Origin of the sequence: Flavobacterium sp. 5, from assembly GCF_002813295.1 — a bacterium.
GTDB lineage: Bacteria > Bacteroidota > Bacteroidia > Flavobacteriales > Flavobacteriaceae > Flavobacterium.
In genome coordinates this window covers 1,710,724-1,737,229 of the sequence record NZ_PHUE01000001.1, presented here as the reverse complement: position 1 = coordinate 1,737,229, position 26,506 = coordinate 1,710,724, and the positions used below count along the sequence as shown (strand labels likewise).

Annotated in this window: 21 protein-coding genes and 1 tRNA gene; 11 read left to right on the top strand and 11 right to left on the bottom strand. The window is 32.6% G+C overall.

The annotated features are described in order from the left end of the window. Positions 1-119 precede the first annotated feature (119 nt). Positions 120-1,103 carry a hypothetical protein gene (locus tag CLU82_RS07210; protein ID WP_100842453.1) on the bottom strand — a complete coding sequence of 328 codons (984 nt, stop codon included), beginning with the start codon at positions 1,101-1,103 and terminating at the stop codon, positions 120-122. Positions 1,104-1,713: 610 nt separating this feature from the next. On the opposite strand from CLU82_RS07210, the gene CLU82_RS07205 reads away from it, so the two are divergent. From CLU82_RS07205 to CLU82_RS07185, 5 genes are all read left to right on the top strand, one after another. Next, the gene (locus tag CLU82_RS07205) at positions 1,714-2,301 is read left to right on the top strand and encodes an RNA polymerase sigma factor (RefSeq protein ID WP_100842452.1); all 588 of its coding nucleotides are present in this window, start codon (positions 1,714-1,716) and stop codon (positions 2,299-2,301) included. Next, positions 2,298-3,023, top strand: a complete 726-nt coding sequence (locus CLU82_RS07200; RefSeq protein ID WP_100842451.1) for a hypothetical protein — start codon at positions 2,298-2,300, stop codon at positions 3,021-3,023. Before CLU82_RS07205 ends, CLU82_RS07200 begins: the two co-directional genes overlap by 4 nt. 136 nt (positions 3,024-3,159) lie before the next feature. Then, positions 3,160-3,939 carry a TatD family hydrolase gene (locus tag CLU82_RS07195; protein ID WP_100842450.1) on the top strand — a complete coding sequence of 260 codons (780 nt, stop codon included), beginning with the start codon at positions 3,160-3,162 and terminating at the stop codon, positions 3,937-3,939. A 63-nt stretch (positions 3,940-4,002) separates the two neighbouring features. Continuing rightward, positions 4,003-5,145: a 1-acyl-sn-glycerol-3-phosphate acyltransferase gene (locus tag CLU82_RS07190; RefSeq protein WP_100842449.1), complete on the top strand. Its 1,143-nt coding sequence runs from the start codon at positions 4,003-4,005 to the stop codon at positions 5,143-5,145. Beyond that, positions 5,135-6,166, top strand: coding sequence for an asparaginase (locus CLU82_RS07185; RefSeq protein ID WP_100844962.1), 1,032 nt, complete (start codon positions 5,135-5,137; stop codon positions 6,164-6,166). Before CLU82_RS07190 ends, CLU82_RS07185 begins: the two co-directional genes overlap by 11 nt. A 6-nt stretch (positions 6,167-6,172) precedes the next feature. Here the strand turns inward: CLU82_RS07185 and CLU82_RS07180 are convergent, their stop codons facing one another. Beyond that, positions 6,173-7,405: an MFS transporter gene (locus CLU82_RS07180; RefSeq protein ID WP_100842448.1), complete on the bottom strand. Its 1,233-nt coding sequence runs from the start codon at positions 7,403-7,405 to the stop codon at positions 6,173-6,175. A 91-nt stretch (positions 7,406-7,496) separates the two neighbouring features. Here CLU82_RS07180 and CLU82_RS07175 point away from each other — a divergent pair, with 91 nt between their 5' ends. Both CLU82_RS07175 and CLU82_RS07170 read left to right on the top strand, forming a co-directional pair. After that, positions 7,497-8,375 (top strand): LysR substrate-binding domain-containing protein, encoded by an 879-nt coding sequence (locus CLU82_RS07175; protein ID WP_100842447.1) that lies wholly within the window; start codon positions 7,497-7,499, stop codon positions 8,373-8,375. 67 nt (positions 8,376-8,442) lie between these two features. After that, positions 8,443-8,529 (top strand) — tRNA-Ser (locus CLU82_RS07170). 94 nt (positions 8,530-8,623) lie between these two features. On the opposite strand, the gene CLU82_RS07165 is transcribed toward CLU82_RS07170, so the two are convergent. Then, positions 8,624-9,391, bottom strand: coding sequence for an SGNH/GDSL hydrolase family protein (locus CLU82_RS07165; RefSeq protein WP_100842446.1), 768 nt, complete (start codon positions 9,389-9,391; stop codon positions 8,624-8,626). 343 nt (positions 9,392-9,734) lie between these two features. On the opposite strand from CLU82_RS07165, the gene CLU82_RS07160 reads away from it, so the two are divergent. Continuing rightward, positions 9,735-10,442, top strand: a complete 708-nt coding sequence (locus CLU82_RS07160) for a porin family protein (RefSeq protein WP_100842445.1) — start codon at positions 9,735-9,737, stop codon at positions 10,440-10,442. Here the strand turns inward: CLU82_RS07160 and CLU82_RS07155 are convergent. From CLU82_RS07155 to asnS, 3 genes are all read right to left on the bottom strand, one after another. Beyond that, on the bottom strand, positions 10,437-11,042 hold the full coding sequence (locus tag CLU82_RS07155) for a hypothetical protein (protein WP_100842444.1): 606 nt from the start codon (positions 11,040-11,042) through the stop codon (positions 10,437-10,439). The two genes, CLU82_RS07160 and CLU82_RS07155, sit on opposite strands and share 6 nt — an antisense overlap. A 37-nt stretch (positions 11,043-11,079) precedes the next feature. Further along, positions 11,080-12,543 carry an RNA polymerase factor sigma-54 gene (rpoN, locus tag CLU82_RS07150; protein ID WP_100842443.1) on the bottom strand — a complete coding sequence of 488 codons (1,464 nt, stop codon included), beginning with the start codon at positions 12,541-12,543 and terminating at the stop codon, positions 11,080-11,082. A 72-nt stretch (positions 12,544-12,615) separates the two neighbouring features. Further along, positions 12,616-14,049: an asparagine--tRNA ligase gene (asnS, locus tag CLU82_RS07145; protein WP_100842442.1), complete on the bottom strand. Its 1,434-nt coding sequence runs from the start codon at positions 14,047-14,049 to the stop codon at positions 12,616-12,618. A gap of 506 nt (positions 14,050-14,555) precedes the next feature. On the opposite strand from asnS, the gene CLU82_RS07140 reads away from it, so the two are divergent. Then, positions 14,556-14,918: a hypothetical protein gene (locus CLU82_RS07140; RefSeq protein ID WP_100842441.1), complete on the top strand. Its 363-nt coding sequence runs from the start codon at positions 14,556-14,558 to the stop codon at positions 14,916-14,918. Between the two features lie 802 nt (positions 14,919-15,720). On the opposite strand, the gene CLU82_RS07135 is transcribed toward CLU82_RS07140, so the two are convergent. Then, the gene (locus tag CLU82_RS07135) at positions 15,721-18,084 is read right to left on the bottom strand and encodes an RND family transporter (protein WP_100842440.1); all 2,364 of its coding nucleotides are present in this window, start codon (positions 18,082-18,084) and stop codon (positions 15,721-15,723) included. Between the two features lie 196 nt (positions 18,085-18,280). Between CLU82_RS07135 and CLU82_RS07130 the strand changes: the two genes are divergently transcribed. Beyond that, the gene (locus CLU82_RS07130; RefSeq protein WP_100842439.1) at positions 18,281-20,542 is read left to right on the top strand and encodes a cation:proton antiporter; all 2,262 of its coding nucleotides are present in this window, start codon (positions 18,281-18,283) and stop codon (positions 20,540-20,542) included. Between the two features lie 51 nt (positions 20,543-20,593). Here the strand turns inward: CLU82_RS07130 and CLU82_RS07125 are convergent, their stop codons facing one another. From CLU82_RS07125 to CLU82_RS07110, 4 genes are all read right to left on the bottom strand, one after another. Beyond that, a complete protein-coding gene (locus CLU82_RS07125; RefSeq protein WP_100842438.1) occupies positions 20,594-23,095 on the bottom strand; it encodes a DUF5686 family protein in 2,502 nt (833 codons plus the stop codon). 117 nt (positions 23,096-23,212) lie between these two features. After that, a complete protein-coding gene (frr, locus tag CLU82_RS07120; RefSeq protein ID WP_100842437.1) occupies positions 23,213-23,776 on the bottom strand; it encodes a ribosome recycling factor in 564 nt (187 codons plus the stop codon). Between the two features lie 62 nt (positions 23,777-23,838). After that, entirely contained in the window at positions 23,839-24,546 is a 708-nt protein-coding gene (pyrH, locus tag CLU82_RS07115) for a UMP kinase (RefSeq protein ID WP_100842436.1), read from the bottom strand. 127 nt (positions 24,547-24,673) lie between these two features. After that, positions 24,674-25,459: a patatin-like phospholipase family protein gene (locus CLU82_RS07110; protein ID WP_100842435.1), complete on the bottom strand. Its 786-nt coding sequence runs from the start codon at positions 25,457-25,459 to the stop codon at positions 24,674-24,676. A gap of 218 nt (positions 25,460-25,677) precedes the next feature. Here CLU82_RS07110 and CLU82_RS07105 point away from each other — a divergent pair, with 218 nt between their 5' ends. Next, the gene (locus CLU82_RS07105) at positions 25,678-26,295 is read left to right on the top strand and encodes a thioredoxin family protein (protein ID WP_100842434.1); all 618 of its coding nucleotides are present in this window, start codon (positions 25,678-25,680) and stop codon (positions 26,293-26,295) included. Positions 26,296-26,506: the final 211 nt, after the last annotated feature.

Sequence of the window (26,506 nt, the reverse complement as noted above, 5' to 3'; positions counted from 1 at the left end):
TTGGTCGGTCATTATAGCTTTGGGAATGTTTAAAACACAATTTAAATTCAAATTATTTTTAAATGTAAAAAAAAGCGGTGAGCAAATCACCACTTTTTTTGTTTATTTGAATTTGTAACTTATTGAATAGCATTGATTGCGGCTACTAATTGATCTTCGGTTCCTACTGTTGTTTCTGCTAATGTAAAAGTATATACATCATTTGCGGCTACAGTAACAGCTTTGATTGCATATCTCCATTGGCCATTATCTTCGGTGGCAAAAATTACGTGACAAGCCAATCCAATTGGAATTTGCCCATAGTGCTCACTGAATAATCCTGCTGTTGTATAGGTGTCTAGTTTTGCAAGGGCATTTTGACCTTCGCCATCATAGGATAAATAAATAGCACTGTTGGTATTGTCATATCCTTCTGGAGCGTCTGCAAGAATAGTTGTTTTTGGTCTTGGATCACTATAAAAACGATCTACATTAGTCCATCCAAAGTTGCCAAAGGATACATAATAGTTGTTACCTTCTCCTTGTACTCCTCCTTTTACTCCATTGGCACCATCTGCTGCATTTTTCCAAACTAAGTTTTCAGGATCTTCTGCATTACCAATCCAAAGTGTCATTGCTGCATCTAGTCCGTCTGTTAAGCCTGCTGGGACAAGAAGGGTAATATTGGCCAATGTTTCTAGTGCAACTCCGTCTTGTGAAGCTTTTATATAAAATTCGCCGCCAGAAATCAATAAGTTTTTCTTGCCATCTGTGGTTAATCCCATCGTTGGTTTGTTTGCTACTAGCATGTGCCCTTTGTCAAATATTTCCACATAATCAATGTTGATTGTACCTGTTACCGGATTACCATTTTTTCGTAAGTTATCTCGGTTGATGTAAATTTTCACTCCTTTAGCGGAAGTTAGAGTTACTGTTCCAGAGGCTTCGGTGATTGAGAAAGTTTGTTTTAGTTTAGTTAAGGCTTCGGTTCTTACGACAGCAAATTCGGTTGCGTTTGCTGGAATGTTAGGTAATTCAGTTGTTGGTGTATCGTCGTTTGTACAACTTGTGATTGAAATTACTCCAAAAAATAATAATGCGATTGATTTTAAATTCTTGTTCATGATTTCTAGTTTTTTTAAATCTGACTTAATTTGTCTTAAGCTATTTTCAGATTCTGGTTGTTAATTGTTTTATAATCTTATATCAATTAAGGTTTGATATTGTTACCCTTGTTTTTAAATTTTCTTTCCAGTAGTATATCAACTTGCTGTTTGAATTGTTACCCTATTAATTGTAAATTTTTTTATCGGGTAATTAATGCCCAGAGTTTATGAGCAAAAGTGATTCCTAATTTTTTTAATTTTTTCATAATCTAATAGTTTAAAAAGTTTCAATTATTGATTTATAGGGTTATATCAATTTGATTTTGGATTTGTTACCCCTGTTTTAAGATTTTTATTTTTTTTATGAAATTGAAGGATTTGTATTGTTTTAAAAGGTTTCCAAAACCTGTTAGGATAGTTGCTTGAACGTGATGTGCGTAAAGGATAGAAGTAAGCTACCGAAGTAGCACGGATAGCCTGACCGCAGTAGAGAAAGAGGCCAAATATTCGTAAAGTAGAACAGGCCTCTTTTTCTAATGGGGTTACGCCCAAAGGTTTTTGAAATACTTATATATTAAGGGAGAATGGTTTGTCTCTCTTTTTTACTATTTTCGATAAAATTTTTTTTATGGCGACTACGAATGTTCATTCCGATCAACTGTATATTGAGGGACTTGCGAATAATGATTCGGCGGTTATTCATGTTATTTATAAGAAGTTTGTGCCAAAGGTGGTTTCGTATATAAAGAATAACTCTGGCGATGCCGATCAGGCTCAGGATGTGATTCAGGAAGTGTTGATTTTGCTTTTTAATCAAGCTAAAGTGCAACAGTTGAAACTGACTTGTCCCTTTGATGCTTACTTTTTTTTACTGTGTAAACGAAAGTGGCTCAATGAGTTGAAAAAACAATCAAATAAAGGGGTAACAATTAAGGAAGAATTGACATCTATACATGAATCTACTGACGAGATGGTTTTGCAAACGGAACATTTTGATGAGAAGCAACAATTGTATGATATGATGTTTTCTAAACTAGGGGAGAAATGCCAAGAAGTTTTGAAGCTGAGTTTTTCGCTTCCATCGATGGAAGAAGTTGCAGAAAAACTGAATGTAACCTATGGTTATGTTCGGAAGAAAAAATCACTGTGCATTGGTCAATTGACACAATGGATTCAAGAAACTAATCGCTTTAAATCTTTAAAAAACGAGTCATGAAGGAAGAACATTTTTTAGCATTTGATGAATACCTTCGGGGCGAAATGAGCGATGACGATAAGTTGATTTTTGAGAATCAATTGAGAGCAGATGCGGAATTCGCTTCGGCTTTTGATGCTTTCAAGGAATTAAATTTTCATTTGACTAATAAATTCGGAAATGCTCCCGAATTAAAAGCTTTCAAAGAGAATTTGGAAGGGATTTCTAAAACTCATTTTAATAAACCGAAAGAAAAGGTCGTGGTTTTTAAACCTTGGTATTATGGTGTTGCGGCATCGGTAGCAGTTTTGATAGGTTTATTTTTTCTGAATCAAAAAGCAGATCCTACGTTTGAGGAATACAATCATCCCGAAACTGCTTTTTTTACAGAACGCGGGGAGATGAATGATACGTTGAAATTAGCTCAGGATGCTTTTAATGCAAAACAATATAAAGTTGCAATTCCGTTTTTTGAAAGCATTTTGAAAACGGATAATAGTGTCGAAATTCAATATTTTTACGGAATGAGTTTGCTTGAAGAAGATAGATTTGTAGAGTCGGATGCTATTTTTATTGCATTGAAATCAGGAAATTCCATTTATAAAGATAAAGCGACATGGAGACTGGCTTTGAGTATGTTGAAACGTAAAAAAGATAAAGAAAGTAAAAAGTTATTGATGGCTATTTCTCATGATTTTGAGGATTATGATGAGGTTGAATCTTTGCTGAAAGCATTGGATTAACAACGTAAGAGATTTAATTTTATAAAGACTCGCAGTGATTTTGTAATCGTTGCGAGTCTTTTTTATGGAACTTTGTGTAACTCCTTTTTTGGTAAAGCCCTTTTTTGGAGTAATTTTGCAACATTAAATTTTACACTTGGAAACAAAAGCAATACTTACCGACACACATACTCATTTATATTCAGAAGAATTTGATTTGGATCGAAGCGAAATGATGCAGCGTGCCATTGATAATGGCGTTTCTCGTTTTTTTGTTCCTGCAATAGATTCTACCTGTACGCAAAGCATGTATGATTTGGAACAACAATATCCCGACAATGTATTCCTGATGATGGGTCTGCATCCTACTTATGTAAAAGGAAATTATCTGGAAGAATTGCAACATGTAGAGAATGAGTTAGCAAAAAGAAAGTTTTTTGCTATTGGCGAAATTGGTATTGATTTGTACTGGGATAAAACGCATTTGGTCGAACAGCAAATTGCTTTTAGAAGGCAAATTCAGCTAGCCAAGCAGTATAGACTTCCAATTGTGATTCATTGTCGTGAAGCTTTTGACGAAATATTTGAAATTTTAGAAGAAGAGAAATCACCTGAATTATTTGGGATTTTTCATTGTTTTACGGGAACTTGCGAACAGGCTTTACAGGCAATATCCTATAATATGAAATTAGGAATAGGCGGAGTGGTTACTTTTAAAAACGGTAAAATAGATCAGTTTTTGAATAAAATCGATTTGAAACATATTGTTCTGGAAACCGATTCTCCTTATCTGGCTCCGATTCCGTATCGTGGAAAACGTAATGAGAGCAGCTATTTGGTAAATGTTGTCGATAAATTGGCTCAGATTTATAGTGTTTCTGCCGATGAAATTGGAACTGTGACAACCAACAATTCAATAGAAATATTCGGGATTTAATGCCAAATTTCTGTAACTTTAATATTTTTTTTGTTCTTTTGTCCAACTAAATTGAAAACAAAAATGAATAAATTTGATGCGATCCGGTCTTTTTATGATTCCGAAATAAACGAAGGAATAATAAAAGTAATTGATCATCCGATGATGAAAGCTTTGATGAACTTTTGTTTTCCTGGAGTAGATGATGAAATTTGGAAAGTGCAACTTCGTAAAACACACTCTATTCGTGATTTTCAATGCAACTTCATCTATTTTGGAGTGCAGCAGGTTTTGGAAAAAAGTTCGGAGGGGTTAACAACTTCGGGTTTTGAGAAGTTAGAAAAAAACACAGCTTATTTATTTGTCTCCAATCATAGAGATATTGTTTTGGATACTACATTATTGAACGCTTCTTTGTTTGATAATGGTTTGGATATGACTTCATCAGCAATTGGTGATAATTTGGTCAAAAAATCATTTTTAAAAATATTATCGAAATTAAACAGAAATTTTTTGGTTCAGCGAGGATTATCGCCAAGAGAATTATTAGTGAGTTCCAAATTACTGTCAGAATATATGGCGCAGCTGTTGTTGCATGAAAATCGTTCAGTTTGGATTGCGCAACGCGAAGGAAGAACCAAAGACGGAAATGATGAAACTAATCCTGGAGTTTTGAAAATGATAGGCATGGGATCTGATGAGCCTAATATAATGGATTATTTTAAGAAAATTAAAATCGTACCAGTTTCTATTTCTTATGAATATGATCCTACCGATGCTTTGAAAATGCCACAATTATTGGCTGAAGCAAATAATGAAATTTACATCAAAGAGAAAAATGAAGATTTTAAGACTTTGTTGAGTGGAATTATTGGGCAAAAGAAAAGAATACACATACATATAGGTGATGTACTGGATACTGAAATTGATGATATTATCAAAAATGTAGATACTACTAATAAGCAGGTACAAGCATTGGCACAAGTAATTGATGATTCTATTTTGACGAATTACAAGCTGTGGACTACCAATTTTATTGCGTATGATATTTTGAATAACTGCACATGTTTTGCTCATTTGTACACTGAGAACGAGAAACTTCTTTTTGAGAGACGATTAGAAATGAGAATTGATCATGAACATCCAGTTGCTAAACAAGGCTTTTTGGATATGTATGCAAATCCAGTTGTTAATAAGTTAAAATATGTTGATGCACTTGCGCTCTAAACCTAGAATTTTTTTGATTTATACCGGTGGAACCATTGGTATGAGTAAGGATTTTGAAACAGGAGCTCTCAAAGCTTTTAATTTTAGTAAACTCCTGCATAATATCCCAGAATTAAAACTATTGGATTGTGAGATAGATACTTTTTCTTTCAAAAATCCAATAGATTCATCCAATATGAATCCGGAACATTGGACTGAAATTGCCCGTACTATCGAGAGTAATTACGAAAATTTTGATGGCTTTGTGGTTTTGCATGGATCAGATACAATGTCATATTCAGCTTCTGCATTGAGTTTTATGTTCGAAAATCTTTCGAAACCTATTATTTTTACTGGATCTCAGCTGCCTATTGGAGATTTGAGAACAGATGCGAAAGAAAATTTAATTACAGCTATTCAAATTGCCTCTTTACAAGAAAATGGGCAACCCTTAATTGGTGAAGTTTGTTTGTATTTTGAATACAAATTGTACCGTGGTAATCGAACAACTAAAATAAGCGCAGAACATTTTAATGCCTTTGCATCTCCAAATTATCCTCATTTAGTAGAGTCGGGTGTCAATCTTACTTTAAACAAACAATTGTTTTTACCTGTTAGTAACAATGATAATTTAATTGTTCATACTCGTTTAGATAATAGAGTTGCTATTATAAAGATGTTTCCTGGAATGAGCGAATCTGTTTTGTCTACAATCTTGTCTATTTCAGATTTAAAAGGAATCATTATCGAAACTTACGGAGCAGGAAATGCGCCAACTGAGGATTGGTTTTTAGATTTAATCAAAAAAACAATCAACAAAGGTTTGTATATTGTGAATGTAACTCAATGTTCTGGCGGAAGTGTAGATATGGGGAAATATGAAACCAGTACCGTATTGAAAAATCTTGGTGTTGTTTCTGGTAAAGACATTACAACAGAAGCAGCTATCACTAAATTGATGTATTTGTTGGGACATAATATACCTCAAGAAGATTTCAAAACTGTTTTCGAAACTTCTTTAAGGGGAGAGATTTCTCTTTAAATTACATTAGTTTTTGTAGCGAACAGGGCAAGTTTCTAATTCTTCTGTAGATTTTAGATTTTTGTAATACAAATAAACAACTACAGAAATAAGGCATATTACGCCTTGAATAGCAACGGTTGTACGAACTCCCAATGAGTGTGAAATATATCCAATTATTAAACTTCCTACTGGAATCATTCCTTGATATGCCATCATATAATAACTAATGCTTCGGGAACGCATGTGCGAAGTACTTTTGGTTTGAATGTAAATGTTTATAGAAGAAGTTTGTCCCATCATTCCAATTCCACTTAAAACCATACAAATTAGCGTTAAGGCAAGACTATTTGATAAAGCAAGAATCACTATACTTGCTCCTAATAAAATACTTGCACCAATCATAATGTTATCGATGTTTGAGCTAGATTTTAAGTTTGCTAAATAAATCGCTGAAATTATAGATCCAATTCCGGCGGCACTTTCAAACCAACTAAAAGTTTGCGCATTTCCGTTGAAAATATCTTTTGCAAAAACTGGCATTAAAGTATTAAATGAGATTACAAACAAACTACTACAAGTAAGCATCAATAACATTTTTGCCATTTGATTTTCTTTTTTAACGTAGTCTAAGCCTTCAATAAAATCATCTAACATTCTAAGTTTATTAGTTGCTTTTGTGTAGGGTTGTATTTTCATTAAAGCCAATGAAATCAGTACTGGGATATAACTCAGGAAGTTTCCAATAAAACAAATGTCTTCTCCGTATTGATGAAGAATAATACCTGCCAAAGCGGGTCCAGCTATTCGAGCAAAATTTGTTAAAGTAGAATTCAGAGCAACGGCATTAGGTAGGTCTTCTTTATTGTCAACAATATCTACCATCATGGTTTGTCTACAAGTCATATCAAAAGCATTAATAATTCCTTGAATAAGACTCAAAATCAATATAAAAGTAATGTTGTAAATTTTCAAATAAATCAATAATGCCAAAGCACCAGCTTGCAACATGGCTAATGATTGTAATATCATCATACTTTTATGTCTGTTGTAACGACCGATAATACTTCCAGCTAAAGGAGCTAGGAATAGAGAAGGAATCATGCTTAAAAAAGTTGTTAATCCTAATAGAAATACAGAACCAGTAATGCTATAAACCATCCAACTTACAGCCGTTTTTTGCAGCCAAGTACCAATTACTGATACGGATTGTCCGTAAAAGAAGAGTTTGAAATTTCGAGATCTAAGTGCTTTAAACATAATTATTTTTCTTTGATACAAAGGTCGGGATTATAATATCAGTAAAAAAATTACTAATTTTACTGATAATGATTACTTAAACTTATCAATAATGGAGCTTTTTCAATTGCGTTATTTTGTAGCCTTAGCAGATGTTTTGCATTTTACAAAAGCTTCTGAGCTTTGTTTTGTCTCGCAATCGGGTTTGTCACAACAGATTAAAAAGCTTGAAGAAGAACTAGGAATGCCTTTGTTTTTAAGAACAGGTAAGAAAGTACAATTGACTGAAGCTGGTGCAGTTTTCTTGAAACACGCAAAACGGGTGATGGATGACGTAGAATCAGGAAAACAAGCCATTGATGATTTGAATAATTTGATAGGAGGAGAATTAAGAATAGGAGTTACCTATATTTTTGGGTTACTGGTTTTGCCTGTGGTTGAATTATTTGCTAAAAAATACCCAGATCTAAAAATCATTGTTGAATATGGGGCTACAGAACCACTGCAAAATAAGCTACTTCAAAATGAACTTGATTTGGTTTTGGTAATTTCTAATAATGAAATTGAATTGCCTATGCAAAAAATCCCTTTGTTCATTTCCAAGCTTGTGATGGCGGTTTCTACAAACAATGAATTAGCCAAATTAGATTCAATTCCTTTTAAAAAATTACAGGATATTCCCTTGATTTTACCATCAAGAGGATTTAATTCAAGAGAGTTCTTGGATACTTTATTTGAAAAATTCAATATGAAACCCAAAATTCCGATTGAACTTAATGCGATTCACGCACTATTAAAAATGATTGAAACCAGTGACTGGGCAACTATTTTGACTGAAAAAGCACTTAAAGATTGGCATGGAATCAAGGCAATAGAATTGACAGGAGTTAAAACAGAACGAAAATCATTCATTATAACTATCAAAAGCGAGTATGAAAAAAAAGCTATAGGTTTGTTTATTGAAGCTTTTAGAGATTTAGTTGAGACATAAGCCCGTAATTATTCGGGAGAAATATTTTTTAAATCCATTTTTTTTTGTGTTATTTGCACCCCAACAAAGAGAGGTGTCCGAGTGGTTGAAGGAGCTAGCCTGGAAAGCTAGTATGTGGGTAACTGCATCGTGGGTTCGAATCCCATCCTCTCTGCAATAAAAAACCTAGAAGTCTTACGATTTCTAGGTTTTTTATTTTATATGCTATTTTGTTTTAAGTAGTTATGTACAGTATTAACTATAAAATATTAATCCTGAAGAATAATCTTCACTTTTGGAAGCATTCTTTCTACAAAAGCTTTATAGGCAGTTTCAGATGGATGCAAACCATCTGAGGCGACTAGACTAGGATTGTTAAGTCCTTGTCGAGTTATATCTGTAATCGAGATAAATTGTACGTCTTTTGCTATACAAAAGTTTTCTGCGAAAGTATTGTATTGGTCAATTTCGGTTGAGATTTTTGCTCTTCCCATTTCGTCAAAGTTTTTAGCAAAGGGAGTGTATGCATAATCTGGTATTGAAAGTACAACGACATTTTTGTTGTTGCCTTTTGCAAGTGCTATGGCTTTGTTTAATAATTCAGGAAATTCTTTTTGGTATACTGCAAAATCCATGTGTTGATATTGATTGTTAACACCAATTAAAAGCGTTACCAAATCGTAATTTGAATCAGGGTTCTGAGTTTTGATGGCTGAAATTAAATTAGTGGTTGTCCAGCCTGTTGTAGCAATTATTTTTAACGAAAAATCAGTCTGAGGATAAATTGTTTTCAAATTTGTTTTGAGTTGTTCAGGATATCTGCAGGTTTCACAAACACTTTGACCTATTGTATAGCTATCACCTAAGGCTAAATAATGGATTGAATTTGAAATAGGTACTGTAGGTGTTGTTGGAGTTGGTGTTGTTTCTGAAGGTTTAGGTGAAACGGTAGTTGCTGGATTCATTTCTTCAGCACTACAACTAATAAGGAAAAGCGCTACTAAAACGATAATTATTTGTTTAGTTTGTGGTTTCATGATTTTGGTAAATTAAGTTTTTATTCTAAATAAGTATTTACGTTAAAAATCTGATGTTGGTTTTATATTATTTCGTTTTTTTAAATTATTTATGAATTTTTATTTGCAAAAGTCACATTAAATTAAGTAGTTGTATTTGTAATTAAGTTGTTTAGTGGAATTTTTCAAATGTCTTTTGAAATGATATTTGGTGTAATACTCAATATCCTTCCTCTCTGCAAAATAAAAAACGTTCAATCTTAAAGGGGTTCAGCGTTTTTTTATGATATTTGTAACAGCTATACATAAGCATTACGTTTTGACGGATTTTGAATCCTTTGAAGCCTACTAAACTCTCAAACTAATGATGCGATTATTTCTTGGTTGTTTTCTTTTTTTATCAATTTTTAAAGGGTTTTCTCAAGAGACAACGTTCTCAATAGACTCTTTACATGTCAAGATTGATAGTCTATATAGAGAAGATCAATTTTATGCTGGGCTTAATTATAATTCAATTGTAAAAAAACCAGAAGGACTCGCTCAAGATAAAATATCATTTGGTTTTGGTGCAGGATTCCTTCGAGATTTTCCATTGAATAAGAGTAGAACTTTTGCTATAGCTCCAGGTATTGGTTTTTCATTTAACAATTATATTCAAAACTTGGCTATTATTGGAAGTAGTGATAATCCAATTTATGGAATAATACCATCAAATGTTAGTTATGACAGAAATAGATTCGAACAATTGCGGGTAGAAATACCAATTGAGTTTAGATGGCGTAATTCGACACCTGAGACTTTTCAGTTTTTTAGACTATATGGAGGCTTTAAAGTTAGTTATTTGTTATACGATAAATCTGTTTTTGATGATGGAAATCAAAAAATTGTGATTAAAAATAATAAAGATTTTGAAGAGTTACTTTATGGTGTTTACCTTTCAATGGGGTATAGTGCCTTTAACTTACAAATATATTATGGGTTAAATTCCATTTTTAAATCGACTGCTAAAATCGATTCTGTACCTGTTACTATGAATGTTTTGAGTCTAGGGGTTATTTTTTATATTTTATAACCATAAAAAAAGAAATGCTATTTGAGGAATGCTACCCAATAGTACTCCAATAATTATTTCGTTGGGAGTATGTGCCTGCATTACCAAACGTGAGGAAGCTACAAATCCATTCATCAATAATAAAAAAGGAACAAGATATACACTTCCCATTTGTAAGTGAATATTCAATCCAAAAACAAAAACGGTTAAGGCCGAAATGGCAAGCATGTGAAGGCTGGCTTTAAATTTGATATAAAGTAAGCCAAGTGCGAATAAGGTGCTAAATAAAGCGCCTAAGAAGAAAAAATGTAATTCTGGATAATATTCTAATGGGATTCCTTTTCGCAGCAATAAAATTATTAAAAAGCTTTGAAACACTAGTGGTATTTTGCGTTGTTCTAAATCGGCAATCATTATAGAATCTATTTTACCTGTAAAACGCAGTAAGTAGTACAATGCCATCGGAATTAAAATAGTTACAATTGAAACCTGCCAAAAAAAGGAAGTAATTTGTTTGATATTATAGTCGGCATTGTGAAATAAAAAATATAAAAAACAAGCTTGTATCGGTGTGAAAAGCGGATGGAATATATAAGAAAATATGGGAAGTATCTTTTTCAATGTAAAAGGAGATTTGAAGAAGGTTAGAGAAATACAATTATAATTTTTTCCTCATGCGGGCCACAGGAATTTCTAATTGTTCGCGGTATTTAGCTATAGTTCTTCTAGCAATTGGATATCCTTTTTCTTTGAGTATTTCAGCCAGAAGATCATCGGGTAATGGATTTTTTTTGTCTTCTTCTTCGATAGTATTTTGTAAAATTCTTTTGATTTCGAGTGTAGATACTTCTTCGCCCTGATCATTTTTCATTGCTTCCGAGAAGAATTCTTTTATTAGTTTTGTCCCATAAGGAGTTTCAACATATTTACTGTTGGCTACTCTGGAAACGGTGGATATGTCGAGTCCAATCATATCTGCAATGTCTTTTAAGATCATTGGTTTTAATCGGGTTTCGTCACCATCCAGTAAATAATCTTTTTGATAATGCATAATAGCATTCATCGTTACAAACAAAGTATCCTGACGCTGTTTTATAGCATCTATAAACCATTTTGCCGAGTCTAGTTTTTGTTTGATGAACTGTACGGCATCTTTTTGAGAATGTGATTTATCCTTCGATTCTTTATACGTTTGCATCATTTCCTGATAATCTTTGGAAACATGTAAAGTAGGAGCGTTTCGGCCATTTAAGGTAAGTTCGAGTTCACCATCAACGATACGAATAGCAAAATCAGGAACTATATTCTCAGTAATTTTATTATTTCCAGAAAAAGATCCACCAGGTTTTGGATTCAGTCTCTCTATTTCGTGAATAGCATTTTTAAGCTGTTCATTGGAAATATTGAGTTTTTGAGTCAATTTATCATAATGCTTTCTCACAAAAGCATCAAAATGATGTTCGATTATAGTTGTTGCGTATTCAACAGATTCTGTTGGTGTTTTGTGCTTGAGCTGAAGTAATAAACATTCCTGCAAATCCCTTGCTCCCACACCCGTCGGTTCTAGTTCGTGTATGATATGCAAAATGGATTCTACTTCTTTTTCGGAGGTGTAAAGTCCTTGTGTAAACGCCATGTCATCTACTAAATCCGCAGTACTTCTTCTAATATATCCAGTGTCGTCAATACTTCCAACCAAAAATTCAGCAATATCACGTTCTTCATCACTCAGGATAAAAGTGTTTAGTTGATTGATGAGGTCTTGATGAAAACTTATGGCTGCCGCAAATGGCGTTTCCTTGCTTTCGTCGTCATCACTGTAATTATTGACCTGTGTTTTATAATCGGGAGTATCGTCGCTGCTTAAGTATTCGTCTAAGTTAATATCTTCGGCTTCCATTCTGTCAGCTTCTGAATCTTCATAATCATCGAATTCTTCAGTATCGTACTCGTCTTTTTCATACTCATCCTCTTTTCCAGATTCAAGAGCAGGATTTTCATTCATTTCTTCCAACAATCGTTGTTCAAATGCTTGCGTTGGCAATTGAATTAACTTCATCAACTGAATTTGTTGTGGAGATAATTTCTGTGATATTTTTAAATTTAAAAATTGCTTTAGCATATGTATTGTTGTTAGTTATTGGTTGATAGTTGTTAGGTTATCAACCAACAACTACCAACTATCAACTTATTTTTAGAATTCTGCGTTCTGTGGTGTTCTCGGGAAAGCAATTACATCACGTATGTTTGTCATTCCAGTCACAAAAAGCACTAGTCTTTCGAATCCAAGTCCGAAGCCAGAGTGAACTGCTGATCCGAATCTGCGTGTATCTAAATACCACCATAATTCTTCTTCGTCAATTCCTAAGGCTTTCATTTTTTCAACCAAAACATCAAAACGCTCTTCTCTTTGAGAGCCTCCTACGATTTCTCCAATTCCAGGGAAAAGAATATCCATCGCACGAACTGTTTTTCCATCTTCATTCAAACGCATGTAGAAAGCTTTAATGTTAGCAGGATAATCAAATAAGATTACTGGGCATTTAAAGTGTTTTTCTACTAAATAACGCTCGTGTTCCGATTGTAAATCAGCTCCCCATTCGTTAATTATGTATTGGAATTTTTTCTTTTTATTTGGAGTTGAATCTCTTAAAATATCAATAGCTTCAGTGTATGAAACACGTTTAAAGTTATTTTCTAAAACAAAATTCAACTTTTCTAACAAAGCCATTTCGCTTCTTTCAGCTTGTGGCTTTGACTTTTCTTCTTCTAATAAACGGCCTTCCAAGAATTTTAAATCATCAGGACATTTATCGATTACATATTTAATCACGTACTGAATAAAATCTTCTGCCAAATCCATATTGGCATCCAAATCATTGAAAGCTACTTCTGGTTCAATCATCCAAAATTCTGCCAAGTGGCGTGAAGTATTTGAATTCTCAGCTCTAAATGTTGGTCCAAAAGTATAAATCTGACCCAAAGCCATCGCAAAAGTTTCACCTTCTAATTGTCCCGAAACCGTAAGATTAGTATGTTTTCCAAAGAAATCTTTTTTGTAATCAATAGTGCCTTCTTCGTTTTTTGGTAAATTGTCTAAGGGCAACGAAGTTACTTGAAACATTTCTCCGGCACCTTCGGCATCAGCACCCGTAATGATTGGCGTATTTACATATACAAATCCTTTTTGCTGAAAATAACTATGAACGGCATACGACAAAACAGAACGTACTCTCATGATTGCTCCAAAAGCATTTGTTCTAACTCTTAAATGCGCATTTTCACGCAAGAATTCCAAAGAATGTTTCTTAGGCTGCATTGGGAATTTCTCTGCGTCCGAATCTCCAAGGATTTCTAGTTTTGTAACCTGAATTTCATATTTCTGTCCAGCGCCTTTACTTTCCACCAAATTTCCCGTAACCGAAACTGCTGCACCTGTAGTGATTCTTTTTAAAGTTTCTTCTGGGGTGTTTTCAAAATCGACAACACATTGTATATTATTGATAGTCGAACCGTCATTCAATGCGATAAATTGATTGTTTCTAAAAGTTCTAACCCATCCTTTTGCATTTACTTCATGAAGTATCGAGGTACTGTTTAGTAAGTCTTTAATTCTCGTGTGTCTCATTTTAATTTTAGATTTGAATTTTCTGAATTTGAATTAAAACAATTAATGTTATAATTCTATTGCAAATATAATCGATTTGTTTTAATTGTCATGGTACGTATTGGTGTAATCAGGATTTATCATTGCTAATTTTTAGAAGCAATTTCCTGCTGTCCTTCCAAATCTTTTATTTTTAAAAAGAAAAAATAAAAGGATTTTCCCTCCCATCAGGGCTAGGCAGTAGTGGAATTATTGTTTGTTAAGAAGGAATTAAGTTGAGGTAATTAGTTTTTAGAAAATAGAGGAAGAATAGTAATGATTCTGACTAATGTTATTTTCGTCATTCTAAGGTTAGAATAATCTGCTGAAAAATAAATCTCTTAGAAAATTCTAAGTTTTGAAAGAGGTTACAATTAAAATATCTTTTTGGTGTCATTTATTATTTTTTTTAATCTGTTATTTGAGTCAATTTTTCTGGTATAATTAATTATGTTTGATTTATAAATACACACTAATTGATTCAGAAAATGAAAACTTCTTTAAATACCAATTTTATTAAATCATCAAATCTAATTTTTATATCTGCTGGTCTTGGTAGTATTAATTTTTTGCTTTCACCAGATATACTTGTGTCAAAGAAAGCAACAATCCTTTGTGTAATGTCTATTTCATTAGTTTTTGCTGTAGGATTGCTTATTAGATTTGGAATCTCTTGGGTTAAATTCCTCCTATTGTTTTTAATCATTTTGGGATTCAATTCATTGCCAAAATTTATAAAAGAGGAATTTGCCAATCATCCTTTTAATGCTGTCATTACTGTATTACAGTCTGTAATTCAGATTTATGCAACACTACTATTATTCCTAAAGCCTAAATTAAAAGTAGGTTAATAGATTATTTCTGCTCGTATGAGTATTTTTCCGTACCTGTAAATTTATGGATGCTAGGTTGTTATGCACCCCTAAAGCGGGAGTGATACTGCCCTAAATGGGGAGCCATAAGGGGTATAAACCGTAGGTATACTCCCCCAAAGCAGGTGTCTTACTCCCTAAAAGGGGGAGTAGTACTACCCAAAAAGGGTAGGTAAAGGGGGTATAAGGGGTAGGTCTACTCCCCCAAAGCAGGAGTCTTACTCCCTGAAAGGGGGAGTAGTACTACCCAAAAAGGGTAGGTAAAGGAGGTATAAAGGGTAGGTCTACTACCCAAAAGCAGTAGTAGAGGAAGTAGTAATGGTTAAAATAGGTACATATACTGCGCATTTATAGCAGTAGACATTAGTGTGAAATAATTGTAGATCTTATAACTATGATATAAAAAGACTCATTAGTATAATAGGGGTGGGCTGGCGTAATAATTATTTTGCGACGCCGATGAGAATATTTTGTTTGAGACATCTCCAAAGTCAGCCAAAAGAATCCAATAAAAAAATCCAGCTCAAAAGGCTACCGTGTGGACATAAGTATAAAATCAAGCACAAATTTCACAAATTAGCACAAATTTGAAGATGCTAAATCAACCCAATAACTATTTTCACTATACCGAATTTGTGCTAATTTGTGAAATTTGTGGTTAAAAAGTAATATTTACTATTTGTGTCCACACGGTAGCCTTTTGAGCTGGATTTTTTATCGAAAAATATTGGAATTTACGTCTTAAAGACGGGAGAGGTAATAGTATTGAATTTATAATCAGTTACTCTTCCAGAGGCTGATCTTCTTTCTTGGTTCTCTTTTTTTCAAAAGTCAATACCAAAGCAGGTAAAACCAATAAGTTTGCAAACATAGCAAACGCAAGTGTACATGAAATTAATCCTCCCAATGCAATTGTTCCGCTGAAGCTTGAAAGTGTGAAAGTCGCAAATCCTACAATCAGTACCACTGATGTATAAAAAGTACTAATACCCGTTTCTCTCAAAGCACTAAAAACAGATTTTTTTATTTTACCATTGTTCAAATTCAGATCATAGCGGTATTTTGCCATAAACTGAATTGCATTGTCTACAGAAATACCAAAAGCAATACTAAAAACTAATATTGTAGAAGGTTTTAACGGAATACCAAAATAACCCATCAGTCCAGATGTGATACAAAGCGGCAATACGTTTGTAATTACAGATGCCATAACCATTTTTGCAGAACGGAACAAATAGGTCATTAATCCCGCAATAAGAAAAATGGCAAATATTAGTGATTCTCTAAGGTTGTCTACAAGGTAGGAAGTTCCTTTTTGGAAAACCAAGGCTTTTCCAGTAAGGGTAACATTGTAACGTTCTTTCGGAAAAATACTGTCTATTTTGGTCTGTAATTTATTTTCGACTCTTTCCATTTCTTCAGTTCCAATGTCCTTCATGAAAGTTGTGATTCGGGCATATTGTCCTGTAGAATCTACATAGCTTTTCATCAAGTTGTCTTTACTGTTTTTGGTGGCATTTTTGGCATACGACAATATAAAAGCCTGTTCTTGTGAAGTAGGCAATTCATAATATTCTGGTTTACCATTATAATATGCTTGTTTGGAATATTTAACTAAATTGACAATAGAAACTGGTTTCGATAATTCTGGAAGCGATGCAATAGTTTTTTGCAATTCATCCATTTTTTTCATCGTTGAGAGTTTCAATACTCCTTTTTTATGTTTGGTGTCTACCATTATTTCTAATGGCATTACTCCGTTAAACTCTTTTTCAAAAAAGATAATGTCTTTAAAAAAAGAAGCGGATTTTGGCATTTCACCAATTAAACTTCCTGAAACTTTTATTTGAGAAACACCAATTACGCTAAAAATCAAGAATGCACCATAAATAATATAGATTGTTTTTCGACGGTTTTTTACAACGTTTTCTACCCAGTCTAGAAGCGATGAAATGTAGGTTCTGGTTAAGTGTTTTAAATGTTCTGGTTTTGGAACCTCCATAAAGCTATACACAATAGGTACAATAACTAGCGTAAGTAGATAAACCGTAATTACATTTATTGAGGTGACTAAACCAAATTCAAATAATAAGTCATTTCCAGTAATCATAAAGGTGGCAAAACCTGCAGCAGTTGTCAAATTGGTCATTAATGTAGAAACTCCAATTGTAGAAATTACACGTTGTAAAGCTTTGGCTTGATTTTGATGTAATTTTATTTCCTGTTGATACTTGTTAATCAAAAAGATACAATTGGTAACCCCAATAACAATAATTAAAGGCGGAATAATAGCGGTAAGAATTGTTATTTTATAATGAAATAGACCAAGTGTTCCAAAAGACCACATTACGCCTATAATCAATATACACATCGAAATAATAGTGGCTCTGAATGATTGGAAAAACAGAAAGAAAATTAAAGAGGTAATAAATAAAGCAGCTCCAATGAATAAGCCAATTTCACCTTTCATGTTTTCGGCATTAATTGTACGAATGTAAGGCATACCCGAAACGCGAAGATCAATACCTGTAGTTTTTTCGAACTTGTCGATTTTTGGCACAAGATTTTCCAGAATGAATGTTTTTCTGGCTGCTGTATTTACAATTTTTTTATTGAGATAAACTGCAGATCGAATACTTCCAGATTCTTTGTTAAATAGTAAACCTTCATAAAAAGGAAGATTGTTGAATAACTCAAATTTGATTTTTTGAAGATATTTTGGATTCTGAATTTGTTTTTGATCAATAAGTGGAGCCAACTCGAATTTTTGAGCAACAGTATCTTTTTCAAGTTTTTTTAAATCATTTAAAGAAACAACCAAATCTACTTCTTTAGAATTTTTCAAACCTGTCATTAATTCATTCCAGGCAGCAAAAGCTTTGGGAGTAAAAAAAGTATTGTTTTTAAATCCTATTACGATAAGATTGCCTTCTTCTCCAAATTTATTTAAGAAGTCCTGATATTGTTTATTTACAATATGTTTTTTAGGAAGTAGATTAGCTTCGGTATAGGTCATCCCTAAGTTTTTCCACTGAAAAGCAAGAAAAATGGTAATGGCAAGAATTGCTCCAAGTATTGTTATTCTATTTTTAAGTACAATTCGGGCTATAGTTTCCCAAAATCCAACTGTTATTTTCTTTTTCATATTCATTTTAAAATGCATGCAAATGTAAACAAATCGGTTATAAATCTCACGATATGCTTCGATTTTCTAGTTATCAAACGGTATATTTTGACTTTATTTTTGTTTACAATAAGATAATTTATGCATTATAAATTATATATTTGAAATTCTCATCTTAGCACTTTTTTAGGTGAAGTATAGAAATTACATAGAAGGTATGAAAAAGTATAGAAATACATTGTTTTATTTTGGAGTTACAGGGGGATTTACCGCGCTAATATATTGGATTGTAACGAAAGGGAAACTGCTTGAAGGCAATAAAACTATTGTTCATCCAGAAGCAAGCGATAGTTCCTGGGGAGATTTTTTGACTTCAATGATTCATAATGTACAAGATCCTTTGGCTATATTATTGGCACAAATTATAATGATTATTCTTGTAGCCCGTCTTTTTGGTTGGGTTTTTAAAAAAATTGGGCAGCCATCGGTTATTGGTGAAATTATTGCAGGAATTGCACTTGGACCATCTTTATTAGGTTTGTATTTTCCTGATTTTTTTCATGCACTTTTTCCAGCTAATTCTTTAGAAAATTTAAAATTTTTGAGTCAGATTGGACTTATACTTTTTATGTTTGTAATTGGTATGGAACTTGATATAAAAGTACTGAAAAACAGAGCAAAAGAAGCTGTAGTTATTAGTCATGCGAGTATAGTTATTCCATTTGCATTAGGAATTGGTTTGGCTTATTTTGTTTACAATCGTTTTGCACCCGAGGGAGTCAAATTTCTTTCTTTTAGTTTGTTTATGGGGATTGCTATGAGTATTACTGCGTTTCCTGTTTTGGCACGAATTGTTCAGGAAAGAGGTATGCATAAAACAAAATTAGGAGCTATTGCTATTACCTGTGCCGCCGCCGACGATATTACCGCATGGTGTTTATTGGCTGTAGTGATTGCTATTGTAAAAGCAGGGACTTTTGAGAGTTCAATGTATATTATTTCGTTGGCAGCAATTTATGTGCTGATGATGATTTATTTAGTTAAACCTTTCTTGAAACGAATTGGAGATTTATATGGTTCTAAAGACAGTTTGAGTAAACCTGTTGTTGCTATCTTTTTTTTATTATTGATTATATCTTCGTATGCTACCGAATTAATTGGGATTCATGCTTTGTTTGGAGCTTTTATGATGGGAGCTATTATGCCAGATGTTCCCAAATTTAGAACAGTTTTTATTTCTAAAGTTGAAGATGTATCTGTAATATTGCTTCTCCCTTTGTTCTTTGTGTTTACAGGATTACGTACCGAAATAGGTTTGATTAATGAACCTTATTTATGGAAAGTTACCGGTTTTATTATTTTGGTAGCGGTAGTAGGTAAGTTTTTTGGTAGTGCTTTGGCTGCCAAATTCGTTGGGCAAAGTTGGAGAAACAGTCTTATCATCGGAGCTTTGATGAATACCAGAGGATTGATGGAGTTAATTGTTCTAAATATTGGATTGGCTCTTGGAGTACTTACAACCGAGGTTTTTACAATGATGGTAATCATGGCGTTGGTGACTACTTTTATGACTGGCCCTGCTTTGGATTTAATTAATTATATTTTTAAAACTACTGATCATGATGAGGAAATAGATCAAAGTAAGTACAGGGTTTTGATTTCTTTTGGAAATAATGAAAAAGGAAAATCTTTATTGAGATTAGCTCATAGTTTGGTGAAAAAACAAAATGAATCGACTAGTATTACCGCTTTGCATTTATCATTAAGTGATGAGATGCACTCTTTTAATATTGAAGACAAAGAGAAAAGTAGTTTTAGTCCAATTGTGAAAGAAGCTGTTATTTTGAAACAAGAAATTACAACTATTTTTAAGGCGACACTTGATGTAGAATCGGAAATAATTGACATTGCTAATCAAGGAGATTATGACTTTTTATTAGTTGGTTTAGGGAAATCTATTTTTGAAGGTACTTTATTGGGTAAAGTGATTGGCTTTACATCCCGAATTATTAATCCCGAAAGGTTATTGGATAAATTTACGAGAAAGGAAGGTTTGTTTGTTAATTCACCGTTTGATGAAAGAACCAGACAAATTGTTTCTAAAGTTAAATTACCCTTGGGAGTGTTAATTGACAAAGAATTAAAAGAAGTAAATCAGGTTTTTGTTCCTGTTTATTGTCCTGAAGACTCTTTTTTGATTGATTATGCTCAAAAATTGATTTATAACAATAATACCTCTGTAACCTTTTTGGATATGAATGGACATATGGAATCCAATTTTGTTATTGCTAGTGCTATTGGTTCTTTAAAACAAAAATTTCCTAAGAATGTGATTTTAAATAATGAATCGATTCTTTATAATGAGTTTTTAAGCAATCAAGATTTAATGATTGTAAGTTTAGAGAGTTGGAAAGACTTATTGGATAATAGTTCTGAATGGTTGAGCGCGGTACCTTCGGTATTGATTATTAAACCTTAATTTTAAGAAAAAGGACTCTAATGTTTTTTATAAAAATGTTTAGAGTCTTTTTTAATAAATTGATAAATCTAGAATAAAAGTCAGTTTTATAGCAATATTATCTTTGATATCACTAAGATGATTTGGTCCATAACGGTAATAACCACCAATTCCAAAGCCATTATAGATTTGATTAAGTTCTATACCCGATTCAAAAAAACCTTTGTTTAATGTTTTGTAATCGAGTCCAATGTGTGCTTCTGGATTTCTCATGCTACCCCATGCCATACGGGTTACAAAATCAATGGCAGGTTTTATATTTTTGAATATAGAGATTCTATTAAAGCCATGTTTGAATTGGAACGACATGAATTCACTCGAGAAGAATTCGTTGAAATACATGGTTTCAAAACTGTTTTTACCTGCAAATGTAATTCTTTGAAATATAGTTTCTTGGCTCAAATTATTTGGCGAAGTATTGTAGAGATGGGGGAGAGGAAGGTCTCCAAAAGCACGCCCAGCTTCAAATAGCAAGAAAGTTCGTTGTCCGTCTAAATGGTTGATTTGATATTCTCCTTTAAAGTCAATCTTTGTAAAACTAAAATCATTATTCAACACATTTGGTATTGATTGTGTAAACTGAAAAGTGAATTTTGGATATCTTTTTTCGGCTTCAATTCGTCCTGTAGGTGTCTGCATATAATCACTAAAGGGACTCCACTTAAAAGAAAGTGTTGCCGTGGTCATAGTATAGGTGTTGTATAAAGTACCGTTCAGATTATAAGTGTAATCAAATTTTGGTGTTACGAAAGAGTTGGAAAATACTAAAATACTTTCCACTTTTGGAATAATTTTGGTTTCTAAAGACATTCTCCATTGTTCATACCTATAAAAAGTACTAAAATTGATTGATCGAGGATCATATATTTTGAAAGCTCTTTTTTCAATGGCATAATCGATACTCGCAATTTCTCTGAGATCATCTGTATAGCTGCCACTAATCCATGTGTTGGAAAACTTGTCTACTCTGGCACCAATTCCTGCATTATATTTAAAATCATAATCTCTTAATCCATAAGCAGAATATCCTTCTAATCTATATTTTCTTGAAAAATCATCATTGGTTGTGCCACCTATACCCAATCGGAGTCCTTCATAATTGTTGTAACTTATTATTTTACGCAAATCAAGATCCCAAACTTTAATTGGAAGGTATCCACTTAATATCTTTCGTCCCAGATTGAGTCGGCTTTCAATTCTTTTTTTTATCGAAATACTGTCTAGTGATAAATAAGTTTTTTGGCTACGACTGTCCAAGCTATCTGTTCTATATTTTTCCCAAAAGCTTTCAGATTTATTTATGGCGTCATCTTTGAGTTCAATTTCAACAATGGGCTTTTTGATTACAATAGGAGTGTTATATTCAATGTCAAAATTTGTTGTTTGCGAAAGCACATAAACATAATCGGATTCAACTCTTTTTCTTGGTTTTAAATTTTCTTCATAATCTCCATCAAATTGAATCGTACCTCCCAATATTTTGATGTCGTCATCATTGGTTCCCTTTACGATTTTAAACTTTTTTTGAGTAGGAAACCAAAGTTGTTCTTCAGGAATATATTGAAATTCATGGATTCCGCTAATGTTTAATATTCCTCTAATTCGCATAATGGCTTTTGCAATACCATAGTTGTTTTGGTCAATGTACAATATTCCTTCCAGGCCTTCTTCTTTTTTCTTTTTCTTGTTTTTAAAATGAATCATAAAGGTATTTCTACCATTTATAACTATAGTGTCAAGTAGTTTGAAATTATAATCTTTTAAAGCATCATTGGCTATTGGACTGTTGTATTTGGTTTCAAAAAGTTCATATTTAGAGTCGTAGATAGAAAAAGATTGCAAATTAAAGGTAAGTATTTCATAAACGGGCTGTTTGAAACCAGCCATGCGGGTACCTAAAATTGTTTCCTTTAATCTCTTATTATTGTATTGGTATTGGGATACTTTCTCCGTTTCAAATAAATGCTGCTTTTTGATAAGTTGCTTGAATTTATAATCGGTGGAGTCCATTTTTTTGAAATGTTTTCCGAAAGGATTGATTACAAATACTGAGTCAATTGTGCCGTTAATAGAATCTGGGTTGGCAGTAACAATCAGTTTGTTATATGCCTTGAATTCAAAACTATTAAGCTTCTGTTCAGGGTTGTTTTTTGATTTGTTTTGAATAGCTTTTTTTATGATCTCTAAAGCAGGATTAACATTCGAGATCAAAACTTCATTCAGTGGATTTACATTTGGTGTAAGTGTTATTTTGTAAAATATTTGAGTACTCTCTACGGTAATTGTTTTTTTAAAATATCCGATATAGGAAATCGTAATGGATGTTATTTTGTTTTTGGATGTAATACTGAATTTTCCATCAACATCAGAGATGGTATTCGATCCGTCATTTGTAATAATAGAAGCAAAGGGTAGTGTTTTTTGTGTAGTGGCATCTTTTACAATTCCATTGGCTTGAAATTGCGCTTGAAGCGAAAGTGTAAAAAAGAAGAACAGTAAAATAAAGTACTTCATAAAAACAGTTTTATACAAAACGTTTTTTATGCGTTTTGTTGTGTAAAAATAGGAATAAAAAAATCTGTCCCGTTCCAAAAAAACAAGACAGATTTATTAATTGTTTACATCGAAAGATTAAACTTTCATGATTTCGGCTTCTTTTACTGCTAGAAGCTCATCAATTTTTTTAATATAAGAATTAGTTAAGTTTTGTACTTGCTCTTCAGCACTTTTGCAAATATCTTCAGAAGTTCCTTCTTTTTCTAATTTTTTGATATCTGTATTAGCATCTTTTCTAGCGTTTCTAATTCCAATCTTAGCATCTTCGGCTTCAACTTTGGATTGTTTTGCTAATTCGCGTCTTCTGTCTTCGGTAAGAGGAGGGACGCTAATGATAATCAAATCCCCATTATTCATTGGGTTGAATCCTAGATTGGCAATCATAATTGCTTTTTCAATAGGATGCAACATGTTTTTTTCAAAAGGTTGCAACGTAATTGTTCTGGCATCAGGTACACTAATTTTGGATACTTGTGATAACGGAGATGCAGACCCATAATAATCTACAAAAACACTACCCAACATTGCTGGTGATGCTTTTCCTGCACGAATATTTAAAAAAGCTTTTTCTAAATGCTCAATCGAACCTGTCATAGATTCTTCTGTGCTATCTAATATAAATTCAATTTCTTCTGTCATGTTTATTTATTTTGTGTTTAGTTATCATTGCTACTTGCAGACTGATAACTAAATACGGTTAACTATATGTTTACTACGGTTCCTATGTTTTCTCCTTCACAAATTTTCAATAGATTTCCTATTTTGTTCATGTCAAAAACTACTATTGGTAATTTGTTTTCCTGGCTTAAAGTAAATGCAGTTGTATCCATTACATTCAATCCTTTCTTTAGGACATCATCAAATGAAATAAAATCAAATTTTACTGCAGAAGCATTTTTTTCTGGATCTGAATCATAAACACCATCAACACGCGTTCCTTTTAAAATAACATCGGCATTGATTTCGATTCCACGTAAAACCGCAGCTGTATCTGTTGTAAAATAAGGATTTCCAGTTCCTGCGCCAAAAATTACAATTCTTCCTTTTTCTAAGTGACGATCTGCTCTTCTTTTGATATAAGGCTCTGCAATTGATTCCATTTTTAAGGCTGTTTGCAAACGAGTTTTCATTCCTTTGTCTTCAAGAGCTCCTTGTAATGCCATTCCGTTAATAACAGTAGCAAGCATTCCCATATAATCACCTTGTACCCTGTCCATTCCCTTGCTGGCTCCTGCTACACCTCTAAAAATGTTTCCTCCTCCAATTACGATAGCGATTTCTACACCTTTGGCATGAATTTGCTTGATTTCATCGGCATATTCGGCCAATCGTTTTGGGTCAATACCATATTGTAAATCACCCATTAAAGCTTCACCACTTAATTTCAGAAGAATTCTTTTGTATTTCATCAGTCAGTTTTGTTTTTTTAAGGTATCCCTTCGTTTATCGAAAGTAAATTGCGTAAGTCATTGCATTCAATATCACGAAATTTGTGCAAATATAGACATATTCTGTTTTTTTTGAAAATAGAGTTCCTTAAATATTTAAATTAAGTTCTTCGTAAGTTTTTCTAGCAGATTCATATCCAATATTAAAAATTGCTTCCATGTTAATTTTACTGGTTTCAAAGGTACTGTATAGCGATAAAGCTTCGGGTTCAATTACCCAATCGCAATGATCAAACTTATGAGTACTTGAATTAGCCGAAAGTAAATCAAAAGCTCTGGCCGTTACTGATTTGATCGAATTTAGATCTTTGGCTTCAATTTTATGGATTGGACTCACATAAACACCAATTAAAGTGTCGCATTTTCCTTTTAAAATATCAGTTGGAAAATGATTAAGAATGCCTCCATCACTGTATAAATTTCCATCAACTTCATAAGGGGACATTATTCCTGGAAATGATGATGATGCTATAATTGCATCTATGGTTTTTGTTTCTGGATCAAATACTTTAGACTTCCCTTTAATCATATCAGTAGCAGTAATGTATACTGGTATTTTGAGATCTGATAAAGTTGTGTCTTTGAAAATATCGTAAAAATACTCTTTAAATGATTCTGAGTCAATTAATCCAGCTTTTGAAAAGGTAAAATGTTTCCAATGAAAAAAATAAATAGACTTGAAGAATTCTAAAATAGCTTTGGGAGATTTTCCGCTTCCGTATAAAGCAGCCACAATTGAGCCTGCACTCGAACCAGCAATTTTTATGGGGTGAATGTTTTTTTCTTCTAAAAATTGTAAAACTCCAGCATGAGCGATACCTTTTGATCCTCCGCCAGAAAGTATTAAACCTATTGATTTTGTTTTACTGTCCATTTAATAAATATATGCATTTTGTTTGTTTTGACATGATTTTTATCACGTTTTAAATATAATGATATCTCTAAATTTGTTTCAAATAAACTTGTATATGAGATGAGCATATTGTTGTTGATTTTTACTGTAAAGTAATCACGAAAACATGATAAAATCAGTAAAATAGATGTCAATAACAATATGTTAATTTCTTTGTATCGGAATTAAATGAAAAGAAAATGAAAAGTTCAGTTGCCAAGGCATTATTTAATAGCTATTCTTATCTAGAATATAAAAAAGTGGTAACAGACCTGTTATCAGAAGGCAGGTCTACTGGGAATGAACAATCGAAAATATTACTGGATTATAGCACTTTAAATGAATCAAGACTAAAGCGTCTGGATAAAACAATTGTAATACTTCCGGAAATTAGTGCTAAACTAAAAGCATTAAAAAAAGAATATATATGGCTGGTAATTGTTGAAGGCTGGTGTGGTGATGGTGCTCAGATTTTGCCAATATTGAATAAAATGGCTCTTGAATCAAATAAAATAAAATTAAAAATAATTTTCAGAGATTCAAATGATGATTTGATGAATCAATATTTGACAAATGGAGGAAGAGCAATTCCAAAATTACTCATTATTGACAAAGAATTAGGAAAAGTCTGTTGTCATTGGGGGCCAAGACCCAAAGGTGCAATAGATTTAATTAATGACTATAAAGAAAAATTTGGGATTATTGATGAAGAGGCCAAAACTCAATTGCAATTGTGGTATTTGCATGATAAAGGAATTTCTGCTCAAAAGGAAATTTTGGAGATGATGTATTCTATCAAAGAAAGTGTCTGTTTGTAGATTGTATATTGTATATTTTTTTTGTTTTTTGTAAAAAAAAATGTAAATTGCTGACTGTTAGCCAAATCTATTATTTTTATTTACTTTTTTTTATTGGTGTCTTTAAAATATTGTTTAATAATTTAAAAATTCATCTTTATGAAAAAATTATTTGAAAAAGTTTACGATTATGTTTCACATTTGCTGTTTGGTAACGAAAGTGCCACACATT